Origin of the sequence: Adhaeribacter rhizoryzae, from assembly GCF_008629685.1 — a bacterium.
In the GTDB taxonomy this organism is placed as follows: domain Bacteria; phylum Bacteroidota; class Bacteroidia; order Cytophagales; family Hymenobacteraceae; genus Adhaeribacter; species Adhaeribacter rhizoryzae.
In genome coordinates this window covers 160795-177070 of the sequence record NZ_VWSF01000003.1, presented here as the reverse complement: position 1 = coordinate 177070, position 16276 = coordinate 160795, and the positions used below count along the sequence as shown (strand labels likewise).

General features: G+C 43.7%; 10 protein-coding genes and 1 pseudogene. 10 read left to right on the top strand and 1 reads right to left on the bottom strand.

Going from position 1 to position 16276, the window contains the following annotated elements:
- Positions 1 to 178: 178 nt before the first annotated feature.
- Positions 179 to 1210 carry a glycoside hydrolase family 43 protein gene (locus tag F0145_RS05760; RefSeq protein WP_150087365.1) on the bottom strand — a complete coding sequence of 344 codons (1032 nt, stop codon included), beginning with the start codon at positions 1208 to 1210 and terminating at the stop codon, positions 179 to 181.
- Between the two features lie 601 nt (positions 1211 to 1811).
- Here F0145_RS05760 and F0145_RS05755 point away from each other — a divergent pair.
- From F0145_RS05755 to F0145_RS05715, 10 genes and pseudogenes are all read left to right on the top strand, one after another.
- Positions 1812 to 2273: a (2Fe-2S)-binding protein gene (locus F0145_RS05755; protein WP_150087364.1), complete on the top strand. Its 462-nt coding sequence runs from the start codon at positions 1812 to 1814 to the stop codon at positions 2271 to 2273.
- 3 nt (positions 2274 to 2276) lie between these two features.
- Positions 2277 to 4427, top strand: a complete 2151-nt coding sequence (locus F0145_RS05750; protein ID WP_150087363.1) for a xanthine dehydrogenase family protein molybdopterin-binding subunit — start codon at positions 2277 to 2279, stop codon at positions 4425 to 4427.
- Between the two features lie 407 nt (positions 4428 to 4834).
- Positions 4835 to 5716, top strand: coding sequence for an aminotransferase class IV (locus F0145_RS05745; RefSeq protein ID WP_150087362.1), 882 nt, complete (start codon positions 4835 to 4837; stop codon positions 5714 to 5716).
- A 92-nt stretch (positions 5717 to 5808) separates the two neighbouring features.
- Complete coding sequence (locus tag F0145_RS26500) at positions 5809 to 6054, top strand: hypothetical protein (protein WP_223815832.1); 246 nt, start codon at positions 5809 to 5811, stop codon at positions 6052 to 6054.
- A 412-nt stretch (positions 6055 to 6466) separates the two neighbouring features.
- The gene (locus tag F0145_RS05740) at positions 6467 to 8632 is read left to right on the top strand and encodes a PKD domain-containing protein (RefSeq protein ID WP_150087361.1); all 2166 of its coding nucleotides are present in this window, start codon (positions 6467 to 6469) and stop codon (positions 8630 to 8632) included.
- Between the two features lie 216 nt (positions 8633 to 8848).
- Entirely contained in the window at positions 8849 to 10348 is a 1500-nt protein-coding gene (locus tag F0145_RS05735; RefSeq protein WP_150087360.1) for a nicotinate phosphoribosyltransferase, read from the top strand.
- A 54-nt stretch (positions 10349 to 10402) separates the two neighbouring features.
- Positions 10403 to 10624 (top strand): DUF2905 domain-containing protein, encoded by a 222-nt coding sequence (locus F0145_RS05730; RefSeq protein ID WP_150087359.1) that lies wholly within the window; start codon positions 10403 to 10405, stop codon positions 10622 to 10624.
- Between the two features lie 61 nt (positions 10625 to 10685).
- On the top strand, positions 10686 to 12461 hold the full coding sequence (locus F0145_RS05725; protein WP_150087358.1) for a DUF885 domain-containing protein: 1776 nt from the start codon (positions 10686 to 10688) through the stop codon (positions 12459 to 12461).
- Positions 12462 to 12644: 183 nt separating this feature from the next.
- Positions 12645 to 13367: a YdcF family protein gene (locus tag F0145_RS05720; protein ID WP_223815831.1), complete on the top strand. Its 723-nt coding sequence runs from the start codon at positions 12645 to 12647 to the stop codon at positions 13365 to 13367.
- Between the two features lie 926 nt (positions 13368 to 14293).
- Positions 14294 to 16276: pseudogene (locus tag F0145_RS05715) on the top strand (hypothetical protein); the annotation flags it as partial.

Here is a 16276-nt window from a genome sequence, read left to right as displayed (position 1 = left end):
GCAGCTTAGAATACTAATTACTAGGAGAATAGAATTAGTTTAACACGGCATTAATTTAACACGGCGGCCGTTTAGCCGGCAATATTTATAAAATATTGCCGGCTAAACGGCCGCCGTATTTTTAATTACTGAATTAAGCAAAGCTGGTGCTTTTGTAAGCAAGTAAACACTAGTCAATTTACTTCAAAGGCTTCCGGGCAACGCCTTCGTTGGTTATTTTAATAGGTTTAATCAAGCCTTTTTCATCAAAATACATTTTATCGATGCAGGTAACCCGGTGATTAGCGTCGGTTTCGCCGAGGGGCCGCCGGTGGTACACCATATACCAGTCGTCTTTGCCGGGTGTTTGAATAACCGAGTGGTGGCCCGCGCCGGTAGCAATCTGCGGATCTTGCTGCAATACTTTGCCAACCCGCTCGAAAGGGCCAAATGGTGAATCGGCTACGGCATAAGCCACCGAGTAATTAGGCCCGGTCCAGCCGCCTTCCGACCACATAAAATAATATTTATTATTGCGGATAAACATTATTGGGCCTTCTACATAATTAGCTGGGGTAATTTCCTTGAAGATTTTACCGTCTTCAAACGGCACAAAGCCAGTAAAATCGTTTTTCAGTTTGGCAATATTGCAGTGCCGCCAGCCGCCGTAAATTAAATAATATTGCCCGTCTTTGTCTTTAAACACAAACTGATCGATGGGCTGCGCCCCGTTGTGAAATTTATCGACGAGCGGTTTACCCAGCAAATCTTTAAAAGGCCCGGCCGGATTATCGGCCACTGCAACGCCAATACCGCCCAGTTGCTGGTCGTTCTGAATATCGTTAGCCCCGAAAAATAAATAATATTTTTTGTCTTTTTCTATAATGGACGGAGCCCACATGGCTATTTTGGCCCATTTTACTTGGGTGGTATCAATAATCCGGCTGTGCTTGGTCCAGTTAACCAAGTCCGGCGACGAAAAAGCATCCATAAAAACCTGCTGTTTATAAGGTGCCGAGTAGGTGGGGTAAATCCAATATTGCTTCTTAAATATAATACCTTCGGGGTCGGCGTACCAGCCCGGGAAAACCGGGTTGCCGGAAAAGCTTTTCTTGGTACTAGCTTTTTCTTTTTTTAATTCTTTCGTAGCCTGTCCGTAGCTTGGGAGCAAAGCCAGGCCGGTTAATAATACCGATAATCCTAATGCCGGAATTAATTTTTTGAGGTGCATAAAAGAGATATAATATTTAAACTTAAAAGCTAAAGATAAACCGCCACAAGTTGTTCATTTATCTGCCAAAATTAACTTTTCGGGGCAGAATTTTTAATTTTAATTAGTTTATTAGATAGGAATAGCGTTTTAAAAGCAATAAATTAATTATAACCAAATATCCACTCACCAGGGTCATTCTGGAAGAATCTTATTGGCTACTTGCTGGTTAGATTCTTTTGGAATTCTTCGAATTCTGCAGAATGACCACGGTGGGAGGTTTAGCATTTACTTTATTTAAAAGCGCAGTATGCATTTAATGGTATTATTTAAGAAGAAACCAGCTTTTGTTTTGGTGTTGATAATAACACCAATGGCACCACATGATGTAAAAAACAGGCCTATTCAATAGCTTCAACTTAGTAGCTTTAAAAAAAAGTAGCTAAAAATTTAATTTAGCTAAATTTAATTACTTGGTTTATTGTTGTTTGGACAATAAGTAGGAGTTCAGTATTTTTAACTAATTTAATTATTTACTACTTATCATCTATTTTAATCTGTAAAACCGCATTTTATTTATATTTTTTTATAATTTAGCTAAAACAAAACCACCTCATAAATTATGGCCCAGTATAAATTACAAATCAATGGCCGGACTTACCAGGCCGATGTAGAGCCCGATACCCCGCTGTTGTGGGTATTGCGCGATAACCTTGGTTTGGTTGGAACCAAATACGGTTGCGGTATAGCCCAGTGCGGCGCTTGTACCGTGCATATAAACGGCGAAGCTACCCGTTCCTGTGTATTGCCCGTATCGGCAGTAGCGGCTGCTAAAATTACTACCGTAGAAGGTTTATCGGAAAAAGGCACGCACCCGGTACAGGTTGCCTGGGACGAAGTGGATGTAGCCCAATGCGGCTATTGCCAGGCCGGCCAGATGATGACGGCGGCGGCTTTACTCAAAAAGAACCCAAAACCAAGTGCAGCCGAAATTGATAACGCTATGAATGGGAATATTTGCCGTTGCGGTACTTACCACCGTATCCGCGAAGCTGTAAAATTAGCCTCCACTAAAATGTCTTAAGCTATGTCTACGATAAAGAATAACAGCAGACGAAGTTTCCTGAAAATAGGTGCCTTAGCGGGTGGTGGTTTATTGCTGGGTTTTAACTGGACCAGCGCCCAAGCAGCCGGAACCGCCGTGTTGGATAGTGCTGCTACGGCAGCCGCCGGTGGCGTAGATTTTAACAGCTACTTATCTATTGGTGCTGATGGCGTAATCACGATTTTTTCGCCTAACCCCGAAATTGGCCAGAATATTAAAACCTCTTTCCCGATGATTGTAGCGGAGGAATTGGATGCCGACTGGTCGAAGATAAAAGTAGTGCAGGCGGCTTTAGATAATAAAAAGTTTGAGCGGCAACTAACCGGTGGGAGTGGAGCCGTGCCGCATTCCTGGAAACGCCTGCGCAACGCTGGCGCCACAGCGCGCCATTTATTAATAGAAGCGGCGGCTAACCGCTTAAAAGTACCGGCTTCGGAATTAACCACCGATAAAGGCACGGTTATACACGCCGCAAGCGGTAAAAAAATTAGCTACGGCGATTTAGCGGTAGATGCCTCTAAGTTGAAGGCTCCGGCCGAAGTAAAACTAAAAGATCGCAAAGATTTTAAACTGATTGGCAAAGCCGTCCGGAACGTAGACAACAAAGAAATATTAACCGGCAAACCGCTTTATGGTATTGATTTTTACCGCGAAGGCATGTTGTTTGCCATGGTGCAGCGTCCCAAAGCTTTCGGCATGAAGCTGAAATCTGTAGATACGGCTGCCATTAAAAATATGCCCGGAATAGTAGATGTGGTTACGTTTAACAATAACGTGGCCGTAGTCGGAAAATCTACCTGGCAGGTTAAAAAAGCCAAAGACGCTTTAAAAATAGAATACGAAAAAGACGGCAATATTGAGAGCACCTCGGATCACGATCGGGTGTTTCTGAAGTTAATGAACAAACCGGATGCCACCGTGCGCCGCAAAGACGGCGACGTGGAGACTGCTTTTAAAAATGCCGCTAAGGTAATTAAGAGCGAATACCAATGTCCGTTTTTACCGCACAGCCCGCTGGAACCCATGAACTTTTTTGCGCACGTAAAAGAAGATAGTGTGGAACTAGTAGGACCTACGCAAACCCCGGACCAGGCCCGCAATACCGCTTCTAAAATTACCGGCATTCCGAACGATAAAATTACGGTGCAGCTAACCCGGATGGGCGGTGCGTTTGGTCGTAGGTTAATGGCCGATTATGTAGCTGAAGCCGTAGAAGTTTCTAAACTGGTAAAAGCCCCCGTAAAGCTTATCTGGACCCGCGAAGACGACCTAACCGGCGGTTATTATAGGCCAGCCGTGCGTTACCGCTTCGAGGCCGCCCTGGATGCGAAAGGCAATTTAATTGGTTATAAGTTGCGCGGCGTAGGTATGAATACCGGCAACTCTACCCGCGAACATAATTTCCCGTCGGGTGCCGTCGATAACTTATTAATAGACTCAGTAGAATATAAATCGCCGATTAGCACCGCGCCGTGGCGCGCCCCCATTACCAACTTTTTAGCTTTTGCCGAGCAATCATTCCTGGATGAAGTAGCCCAGGCCGCCGGCAAAGACCCCGTACAATTCCGGTTAGAATTGCTGGATAAAGCTAAAAAAGCGCCCGTGGGTGATATTAAGTACGACATTGACCGCATGAAAGGTGTTATTACTTTAGCCGCTGAAAAAGCCGGATGGGGTAAAAAGAAAGGCGTATTCCAAGGCTTTAGTGTTTATTTTTCTCATGCTTCTTATGTAGCCCAAATTGGCGAGGTGGTTATGACCAAAGGCAAACCGGTGCTAAGCAAAATATACGCCGCCGGCGATTGCGGCGTGGTGGTAAATTTAAGCGGTGCCCGCCAGCAAATGATGGGTGGCATTGTAGATGGAATTGGCCACGCCATGTATGGTAACCTAACTTTTAAAGAAGGTGCGCCGCAACAAAATAATTTCCATAATTACCGCCTGATTCGGTTAAAAGAAGTGCCCGAAATTGAAGTTCATTTTGTAGATAACGGCATAGACCCAACCGGCTTAGGCGAGCCAGCTTTGCCACCAACCGGAGCGGCCGTAGCCAATGCTATATTTAAAGCCACTAAAAAACGATTGCGCAATCAGCCGTTTAGCGAGCAAGAGCCTTTTAAAGGAATTTCTTAAACGATATAGCGAACAGCAAAAAGCCCGCAGTATATTTACTGCGGGCTTTTTCATTTTTAAACCGGCTGGCAATAAAAAAAGTATAAAGCACTTTTACCTTTATTAAGCCGGACTTGATAGAATAATTAGCCGGCACTTAAACTTTATCTATTACTGATGTTACGTAAATTTTCTTGTAAACAGTTTATAAAGAAGGCTAAGGAGCCCACAACTATCATTCTGGGAATAAAAGTATTCCGGGAGGAAACTATTTGGCTACCTGCTAAATAGGTTCCTCCTGAATGACACGAGTGAATTGCTTAAACCTGTTTTTTTAATATTTGGTTAACATCAGTTATTATCACTATTGGCAAGAACCCAAACTATTTTTCGTAACACAAGTTTACCAGTTTATAAATCGTCCTGCTATGCCCACTAATAACCAATTGCCCGTTAATAAAGATTTGTTTGCTTTTGTAAATAGCCAGATTGTTCCTGTATCAGAAGCTTATTTGCATATCAGCGATTTGGCCATACAAAGAGGTTACGGCATTTTTGATTTTTTTAAAGTTAATAACGAACATGCCTATTTTTTAGACGATTATTTAAAGCGTTTTGACAATTCAGCGGCACAAATGCAATTAAATATTCCGTTAGCGCCGGAAGCTTTAAAAACAGTTATCCGGGAATTAATAGCAAAAAATAATTTAGTAGAATCAGGCATAAAAATGATTCTGACCGGCGGCTATTCTGCGGATGGTTATCAGCCCGGAACACCTAACTTAATAATTACCCAGCAACCATTTTCGCTACCTACCCAGGCGCAGTACAATACCGGAATTAAAATAATTACCCACGAATACGTGCGGGAATTGCCAACTGCCAAAACCATTAACTACACCATAGGAATCCGATTAATTCAGAGAATAAAAGACAGCCTGGCCGAAGATGTTTTGTACCACCAGGAGGGCATAGTTTCAGAATTCCCACGCTGTAATTTCTTTATTGTAAAGCAGGATAATACGGTTGTAACCCCGCTGAATAATGTGTTACTGGGTATAACCCGTAAAAATGTACTCCATCTAGCTAAAGAAAAATATAAAGCAGTGGAAGGGCCAGTTACGTTAACTGATATTTTCGCAGCGAAAGAAGCTTTTCTGACCAGTACCACCAAAAGAATATTGCCCATTGTGCAGATCGATGACAAAAATATTGGCACTGGCAAACCGGGTGCGGTTACGCTTAATTTGTTAGCTGATTTAATAGCGTTGGAAGAAAAAGACTGGGTTGGTAAACAGGTTGCTGAATAATTCTGCCTGATTTACTGAACTTCTTTAAATATTACCTACAAACTTTGTGATTCTGTTTAAAACAAGAAGCTGCTTAACATTCTATAAAATGGATGAAAAGGTTGCCCTTGCTGGTAGGCTACCAGTGTGCTGGCGCAAGTTTAGCGAAGCGTAACTTGTGCCTATTAATAGAGGCCAGTTTTCAACTGGCCGGAAGTTGGAAACTTCCTCTCATCAAAACAAACCAGCTACAAGCTGGCGCGAGCAAACATAAAATATTTCTTAGCCTGCATGCTCATGGTGATAATATCTTCATCGGCACCAGATTGTTCGAAGCAGAAATATTAATAAGCTTCTAAATAAAGGAATCTGCCGGATTCTGGAATAAAGTAAAGTTTTTTAATCTACCTATTTCGCCTTCCCCTCTCTTTCTCAAATTAGACCGGCAATATTTAGTTAAAAAATATTCATAGCATTTCAGATAAATATTGCTGCTTTTCCCTTTTCTGGATATTGCCAACCCATCTTAATATTCATTCGGAAAATTCCACTAATATTTATAAAATATTTTCTTCTCCGGGCAACCCTTCAGTAAGCCACCTTGTCTTAGCGGCAAAGATTAAATTCAGCAAAAATACAATGGCGCAACATAAAACTTTAAGACAAAATCATAACCCGCAGCAGGTAAACAATTCCGCAGGAGTACCATTAAAACCTCCGCAGCTTAAAATTTAAGTTCCGAACCAAACCACATCCTAACCTAATAAAACTATGAAAACACCAAAATCAACCTTTTTATCTGGTTTATCAGCCAAACCAAAACCGGCTACCGGGCTACCGGCCTTTAAATTTAATATTCCACTAGATCTTACCCGAAAGCTTTGGTTCCTTTTCCTGGCATTTTGTATAACCCTGGCCAGTTGCGAAGAACCCGAAACCGAAATTCCTAAGCCGCTTCCGGAGAAAGGTTCTGTTACGGCTCAGGCCGGGCCCGATGTAACCATTCCGTTGAGCCAGGGAGTCCTGAACCTGGATGCCAGCGCTTCTAAAGACAGCCAAAATAAACCGCTAACTTTTGCGTGGGCACTTATCCGGCAACCTGAAAACAGCCATGCAAGCTACTTAACAAATCCAAACCAGGTAAAACCAACTTTTAATGTAGATGTGGTAGGGGCGTACGAGCTAGAAGTTACTGTTTCCAGTGAAAACGGGCAAAGCAAAGATAAAATTATGGTTACGGTTACCAACAATGCGGCTCCGGTGGTGCTGGAAAGATATATTCCTAATGACCGAACCCTGACCAATATTGTGGCTGACCCGAACCAGCCTGATTACTTTGTGCCGCATAATACCGAGGTATTCGGGAAATTAACCATTGAACCCGGTGTGGTAATCGAGTTTGAGGCAGATACCGAATTATACCTGCGAGGTGCCATTATTGCCAAAGGTACCGCTATGCAAAAAATTGTATTTACCGGCAAAACCAAGCAAAGGGGCTTTTGGAAAGGATTGCTGATCGGCTCGGGACACCAGACGAACGAACTGGATTACGTAGAAGTAGCTTATGCCGGCAGCAGCCCAATGCAGCAATTTCATCCTAATGTTAAAACCAACGTAGGGGTGGGAGGCTTGGCGGTTACAAAAATTACCAATTCGTCTTTTGTAGGTGGGGGTGGTTACGGTATGTATGTGTCCGGCAATTTAATGGCGTTCGCTCAAAATACTTTCCGCGATAATGCCTCTTTGCCGCTATATATTACCGCCACGCAAGTACATAAACTGGATGCCGCCTCTTCTTACAATTCTGGTGAAATCCGGAAAGCTATTGGCATTGGAGGCTCTATTCCTTATAATTACGAAGTTACCTGGCCAGCTTTGGCCGATGGTACCCACTACCTGGCTTTAGACAATTTAATATTTGAAGGCGGCGTAACCATTTCGCCGGGCGTTACTATTAATTTTGTAGCCGATAAAGGTTTGTACGTGCGGGGTAATAGTGGCTACTTAGCGGCTAAAGGAACTCCTGGCCAAAGAATTACCTTTACGGGCTTAAACAAAACCAAAGGTTACTGGAAAGGTATATTGTTTGCGGCCTCTAAATACGAAAACCAACTAGATTATGTAGATGTATCTTACGGCGGTAGTAGTTCTCTAACTAATATGCCGGCTAACTTAAAAACCAATGTGCTGGTTTACGGCAAGTTTGGAAACGGTGTACCCGGTTATTTAAAAGTTACTAATTCTACTTTTTCCCACAGCGGCGGCTACGGCCTGTACGTCGATGCGAATTTAGCCCATTTACAAAGCTTTGCCAATAACAGTTTTAGTCAGAACACCGGCGCTGCGCTTTTTGTCTATGCCAATCAGGTACATAAACTCGATGCTGCTTCCCGGTTAAACGATAACAACGGCTATAATGGCCTGGAAACAGCGGGTACGGTTTCGCAAAGCGCAGAAGTAACCTGGCCAATTTTTAACGATGGCGCAAATTACCAGGTAAATGATGATTTAATATTTCAATCCGGGGTTAAAATACGTAATCACCGGAACAACCTGGCGGGTTTTGCTTTTGCGGCCGATAAAGGATTGTACGTGAAAAATAATGGCTACCTCAACGCCCAGGGCAGCGGCAATCCTGGTTTATTGGTTTTTAGTGGCAAAACCGGACCTTGGAAAGGCATTAGCATAGAATCGAACAGCACCCAAAACCAACTTAATTTTGTGGGAATAAACCGGGCCGGCAGCAGCAACTTAAATGGTTACGGCGATTTAACCAGCGTGGGCGTGCGCGGTACGGCTACCGTTACGAACTCTATTATTAAAAATAGTGCCGGCTACGGAATATTTGTTAAAAGAGGCAGTACCATTAACGCGAATGTAGCTACCGTTAACACTTTCGAAAACAATGCCCAGGCAAATTTCTTTAAAGAGCAATAATTAGTTTTGAATAGTTTGGGATTAAAACCTCTCCACCTAATTGGAGAGGTTTTTTTTATGTGTTTCCGGGTATCAGGTATTTCGTAAAGGCTTGGTTTGTAGAAAACACATCTTAAACCGGGCTTTTTTCGTTTGTGCACCGAATAAAGGATTGATTATTTTAGCCAGCAACCAGTTTTAAAATATTACTTTCGGTCCGATACAAATATTATTACTATGAAATTTACCAGCCGTTACGCTACTTCGCTCGCCTTATTTACCGATATGTACCAACTTACCATGGCCCAGGCTTACTGGAAAAATAACATGGCCGAACAGGAAGCGGTATTTCATTTGTATTTCCGGAAGCACCCGTTTAACGGCGGTTATACCGTTTGTGCCGGTTTGGCCGATGCCATTGATTATATAAAAGAATTTAGTTTTTCTGAAGAAGATATTGCTTACCTGGGCAGCCTGAAAGGTAGCCAACAGCAGCCATTATTCGAAAAAGACTTCCTGACTTATTTACAAGATTTAACTTTAACCTGCCAGATAGATGCCATACCCGAAGGTACCGTGGTTTTTCCGAATGAGCCTTTACTCCGGATTCAGGGCCCAATATTGCAATGCCAGCTACTCGAAACGCCTTTGCTCACCATCCTGAATTTTCAAACCTTAATTGCCACCAAAGCCGCCCGCCTGACCGATGCTGCGCAGGGCGACCGCATTATTGAATTTGGGATGCGCCGGGCACAGGGCGCAGATGGTGCTTTATCGGCTGCCCGGGCCGCCTTTATTGGCGGCATTGGCGCTACCTCCAACATGCTGGCGGGGCGCTATTTTAATATTCCGGTTAAGGGTACCCACGCGCATAGCTGGGTTATGTCGTTTCCGGAAGAACAAGATGCATTTGCCGCTTACGCCAGTGTTTTTCCTTACGATTCGGTTTTCCTGGTCGATACCTATAATACTTTGCAAGGCGTCCGGAAAGCCATTGCGGTCGCAAAACAGCTTCGGGAAAAAGGAACGGAATTGCTTGGCATCCGGCTCGATTCCGGCGATTTGGCTTACCTGAGCAAAGAAGCTAGACGGCTGTTGGACGAGGCAGGTTTACCCGATGTTTCGATTCTGGCTAGTAACGACCTAGACGAATATTTAATTCAAAGCTTAAAATTGCAAGGTGCCCGCATTGATACCTGGGGCATTGGTACCAAGCTGGTTACGGCTTACGACCAACCCGCTTTGGGTGGGGTTTACAAACTAGCTGCCCTGCGCAAAACCGATGGCCAATGGGAATATAAACTTAAATTATCGGAGCAACTGGTAAAAATATCTACGCCGGGCATTCTGCAGGTTCGGCGGTATACAAATACGCAAGGGTTTGTAGCCGATATGATTTATTCCGAAGAACAACCCATATCCGGCGCTGCCACCATTATAGACCCGGCCGATGTAACCCGCCGTAAAACGCTCTCGGCCAACGAAACTTTCGAGAATTTATTAGTACCTATTTTCCGGGATGGTAAACCTGTTTACGAAGAACCGGATTTGCCCGCCATTCAGACGCGTGCCCGGCAACAAGTAACGCAATTACACGAGTCAATTCGGCGTCTTCTTAATCCGCATTTGTATCCGGTTGGCCTGGAAGAACAGTTATTCAATAAAAAGATGGAAATTATTTTGAACATCCGGAACAAAGGAAAAATAAGTGAAAAAGCGTGGGCAGCTGATAGATAAGTTTTGGCTTATTAGCAGGTAATTAGTGCAATATTTAAAATTGCTTTATTTTTTATGCAAATAATCGGGAAAATATTAGTGATAGCCGGCATAGGAATGGCATTGGTAGGTTTAATTATATGGCTGTTCGGCAATAAGCTAAACTGGTTTGGCAATTTGCCCGGCGATATCCGGATAGAACGGAGCAATTTTAAATTTTACGCGCCTATTGTGAGTATGCTGTTGGTGAGCATTTTTATGAGTGTGTTGTGGTGGGTAATCCGGCGTTTATTTTAAGCTAATCTTTCCTAGGGGGTTTCCGTATCGGGCTAAGTAAGTTATGCCACGCCAGCCCAATATGAGAAAATATTTACTCTTTTTAAATTGCCTCCTTGCTTTACTCTTATTTTCCACTTCTGCCTGCCGAAATCAGGAAAAAACCAAGCAACAACTTTCGGCAGAAGATACCCGGTTTCAGGCGTTTAAAGATCGCCTGGTCTTAAAATTCTGGAAACTGCACCCTGATTGGGCCAGTACCCAAGGTTTTCATAAATACGATCACGTTTTAATTATTCCTACGCCGGAGCGCCGCGAAGCCGAAATCCGGTCTTACAAAGCTTTTACCAAAGAATTAGAATCATTTCCGCTGCAGCAGCTATCCCAAAATAATCAGACTGATTACCTCATGCTGCAAAACTTTTTAGCGGGGGGTATTTGGCGCCTGCAGGAATTTAAATCTTATGAGTGGGACCCTTCGGAATATAATTTGGGTAATAGTGTTGCCGAAATCCTGAACGGGCGCTACACCAATTTAAACAAACGTTTGCAGTCTATATCTGAAAAATTAGCGGGCAGCGTAGATTATTACGAAGCGGCTATTAAAAACTTGCGCCAGCCAACGCTGGAACATACCCAATTGGCAATTGCCCAGAATTTAGGCGCGCTTTCGGTATTTCAGCCGGCCCTGGCCGATTCGGTAGCAAAATCGGGTTTGCCGGATACCGAAAAAATGCTTTTGCAGCAGCGCATCGAAACCACCCGCCTGGCTATAGAAAGTTACGTACAATATTTACAAGATACCGAACTACCTAAGTTGCAAAGGGGCAAAGGGCGCACTTTCCGGATTGGCCGCGAGCAATTTGAGCAAAAATTCCGGTACGATATTGAATCGGGTTATACCGCTCAGGAAGTCTACCAAAAAGCCCAATTGCGCAAACAAGAGTTGCATAAGCAAATGCAGCAGGTAACGCGCCAGTTGTGGCCGAAATATTTCCCGGACCAAGCCATGCCCGAAGGTTTAACCGCCGTTAAACAACTGATTGGCCGCCTTTCGGAAAACCACGTACCCCGCGATTCTTTCTTAACTGCCATTCGAAGCCAAATTCCTGCCCTCATAAAATTTGTGGATGCTAAAAATTTGCTCACGCAAGATCCAACCAAGCCCTTAGTGGTTCGGCCCACGCCCGCTTATATGCAAGGAATAGCCATTGCCTCTATTTCGTCGCCTGGCCCTTACGACAAAGCCGCGCCCACGTATTATAATGTTATACCTTTAGATAAATATACCCCTGAACAAGCCGAAAGTTACCTGCGGGAATATAACCGGTATATGCTTCAGATATTAAATATTCATGAAGCCATACCGGGGCATTATACCCAATTAATTTACAGCAATCGGTCCCCCTCAATAATTAAAGCCATTTTGGGCAACGGCGCTACCGTTGAAGGCTGGGCCGTTTACGCCGAGCGCATGATGCTGGAAAACGGCTACGGCCAAAACAGCCCCGAAATGTGGCTGATGTGGTACAAGTGGAATTTACGGGTAACCCTTAATGCCATTCTGGATTACAGCGTGCACGCCTTAAATATGAGCCAGGCCGATGCCCTGAAATTATTAACAACAGAAGGATTTCAGGAAGAAGCAGAAGCCCGCGAAAAATGGAAAAGAGCTACATTAACCCAGGTACAACTATCGAGTTACTTTACCGGTTACACCGAAATTTATGATTTGCGCGAAGAGCTGAAAAAAGACCAAGGCGCAGATTTTAATTTAAAAGCCTTTCATGAGCAGTTTTTGAGCTTCGGCAGTGCTCCCGTAAAATATATTAAGCAAATGATGCTGGAAGAAAACTAAACGATTTCATGCAAGCACATAAGTTTTTAACTTGCCGCCGGTTTTTAAATATTACCCACGCAAGTGAAGCGCTATAAAGCTATTATGGCTTTTTTAGTAATGGCTGTATTGCTGCTGGTACTTTATCGGTTTTCTTAACGCTTTATGTTTTTTATTTTATCAAAAATATTATTTTACCTCATTATGCCAATTATCTGGATTTTGGGGCTGTTTTTATTTGGGCTGCTTACTAAAAATCAGAAAAGGGGGCGTATTAGCTTGTGGCTGAGTTTAAGTTTGTTGCTGTTATTCTCTAACCCGTTATTGGTAAACGAGGCCTGGCTATTATGGGAATACGAGCCGGTGCCGCTAAAAAATATTAAACAGTACGACGCCGGCATTTTATTAACCGGTTTTACATCGCTCGAAAAATCACCGCACGACCGGGTTTACACAAACAAAGGTGCCGACCGCCTTTTGCACACGGTAATGCTGTACAAAAAAGGTTATATAAATAAGGTGCTGGTAACCGGCGGCTCGGGTGCTTTGCGCAAAACGTATACTTCCGAGGCCCAAGCAGTAAAGAATCTGCTGCTATTATCGGGCGTACCTGCGGCGGATATTTTGCTGGAAGATAAAAGCCGCAATACTTACGAAAACGCGCAGTATACCAAAAAAATGTTAGCGCAGTATCCCAGTCTCCAGCGTTTTATCGTTATTACTTCAGCTTTTCACATGCGGCGCTCCACGGGTTGCTTTATCAAGGCCGGCGTTGCCCACGATGTTTTTCCCTCCGACTTCAACTCCACTGATCGCCGGCTGCGCCCCGAAGCTTTTATTCCCGACGAAAGTGCCTTAGCTGGCTGGCATAAATTGTTGCACGAGATTAGCGGCTTTATTATTTATAAATTAATGGGGTATTGCTAGAAATATTCTTTGGCAATACGGCTTACCTTAAATTTCTTAATTAGAAGCAACTATTCCTAAATATTTGATTGCCTTAAATTAATAGTTTATTTAAAAAGTTCTATTCTCTTTTTTATGGGCAACTATTAGCTGCTACTAAGGAAGCTCTATGGCAACTTATATAATTAAAATAATATCGTTTTTGCGCTTACACAACAGGTTTTTAACCAATGCAGGTTTAAACCAAGTTGCCACGTTTTTTAGTATTAGTTATAAAGTCCAATTTTTATAAATTTATAAATAATTAATTAGATAAATCTGATAAAAATTATTAGAATTCTGTTGCTTTCAGTAAAATATTTTTGTATATTTATTTAAGATTGTTTTAAAGCATCAAGGCTTAGCATTTCATTTTCTCAGAAGCAGCCAACCCTAAAATTAGAATTTAGGCTGTTTAAATCATTGTTTTCTATCTGCTTAAAGGTTAAAAGCCTTTTACTACCAACTAAAAGTAATATTTCTTCTGACGCTCCACTGATTTAATTATTACGCGTGCCTATTTGGGTTTAAGTAAATATGTTGGTGATGTATTTTCGGCTGGTGTAAATACCACCTGTGTCTGTTGTTGGTCTAAATACCTAATTGGTTGCTTTTTTAATTAAGTAGTTCCTCTGTCCATTACAGTTTCTTTCCAGTTCTACCCACTCAAACAAAATCCATTTATGAAGCAGTTCTTCTTTTATTTAAACCAAATCATGGGCCTAAATGCAAGCGAGCATTGTAAAAAGGTGTTAAAGGTTCTATTTAATAGATTAAAGGATAAATATTTACCCTTTAATCCAAGCTTAATTATTTTAAGCCTAAACAATTCTAAATATACAAACCAAGCAAAGGAAACCTGGAGCAGCCATCCATTGTTGCGGTCCGCCTGGATAGTAGGGATATTAATGTTGCTAGCGAATGTTACCGTACTAGGGCAGCATCCTTACGGCTTTTTAGATGGCAATGTGCTCAACCCAACTAATACCACCAGCAACTTAGACTGGGTAGATATTTATAATGGCACCAACCTGCCGGCCAACAGCATCTCCACCACCTTGATTCGGGATGATACCGGCACCGAGCTGATTTACTCGGGTGGGAACACCAAAGACCACATTGATATACCCAGTTGGTTAAATAAACCCGGCACATCCAGCGATAAAACCAATATTCAACAGGCTGGCGCGATCTTAATTGGCAGCAAGATTTACTTTTTTGGCAACCGGTTTTCGGCAGATGGTTCTACCAACATTGGGTTCTGGTTTTTGCAGGATCAGGTAGCCCCAGCTGCGGGCAAGTTTACAGGAAATCATGCAGTGGGTGATATTTTAGTGGTGGCCGAAATATCACAAGGAGGTGCTGTAGGTAACATTGCCGCCTACAAGTGGGTAGGTACGAACCAAGGCGATGTGCCCAGCAGCGGCAGAACCCTGCAAACACTTGCTACTCAATCTAATACTAACTTAGGTGCCGTTGTGAATGCGAATGCCGAAACTACTCCGTGGACGCACCAGGCAAAAAGCTCTCCAGCCAACACCATGCCGCCTATCACCTTTTTTGAGGGCTTTATAGACTTGGCGGGGCTCGGTCAGACCAATGCTTGCTTTTCATCTTTTATCGTCGAGACCCGGGCTTCTTTTTCAGTTACTTCTGTGCTGGAAGATTTTAGTAGCGGCGCCTTTAACGTACGACCACAGGTAACAGTAACTCCTTCGAGTGCCTGCGGAAGTGCCTCCTTAACTGCCGCAGTACAAGGTGGCATTGCTCCCTTAAGTTACGTATGGTCCGGACCCGGCATTGTTTCAGGGCAAGGAACATCTAGTATTACGGTAAATGTTACCGGTACCTATTCTGTTGTGGTGTCTGGCCAGGGCATTGGGGGAGGTACCTGCTCGAATTCAGGATCTAGTACGGTCTCCTTTAATCCGTCGCCAACTCTGGTAATTACGAACCCAACAGCGGTTTGTGCACCAGGCACCGTGAACCTGACGTTAGCAGCGGTAACAGCGGGCAGCACCTTGCCCACAGGTACAACATTGAGTTACTGGACAAATGCGGCCGCGACTACAGCGCTAGCTAATCCTGGTGCGGTAACCACCAGTGGTACCTATTATATCAAAGCCGCTACCAACAGCAGCCCAGCTTGTGTTGACATTGAACCGGTTACAGTTACGGTCAATCCAACGCCTGTATTGGTAATTACGAATCCGGCGGCAGTCTGTGCACCAGGCACAGTGAACCTAACGTTGGCAGCAGTAACGGCGGGCAGTACTTTACCAGCCAATACAACACTTACTTATTGGACGAATGCGGCTGCGACTACAGCATTGGTGAATCCGGCTGCGGTAAGTGTTAGTGGTACCTATTACATTAAAGCCGCTACCAACAGTACTCCGGCTTGCACCGACATCAAACCTGTTACGGTTACGATCAATCCCGCACCTTCCTTAATTGTCACCAGTCCGGCGGCGGTTTGTGCACCAGGCACCGTGAACCTGACGTTAGCAGCGGTAACAGCGGGCAGCACCTTGCCCACAGGTACAACATTGAGTTACTGGACAAATGCGGCCGCGACTACAGCGCTAGCTAATCCTGGTGCGGTAACCACCAGTGGTACCTATTATATCAAAGCCGCTACCAACAGCAGCCCAGCTTGTGTTGACATTGAACCGGTTACAGTTACGGTCAATCCAACGCCTGTATTGGTAATTACGAATCCGGCGGCAGTCTGTGCACCAGGCACAGTGAACCTAACGTTGGCAGCAGTAACGGCGGGCAGTACTTTACCAGCCAATACAACACTTACTTATTGGACGAATGCGGCTGCGACTACAGCATTGGTGAATCCGGCTGCGGTAAGTGTTAGTGGTACCTATTACATTAAAGCC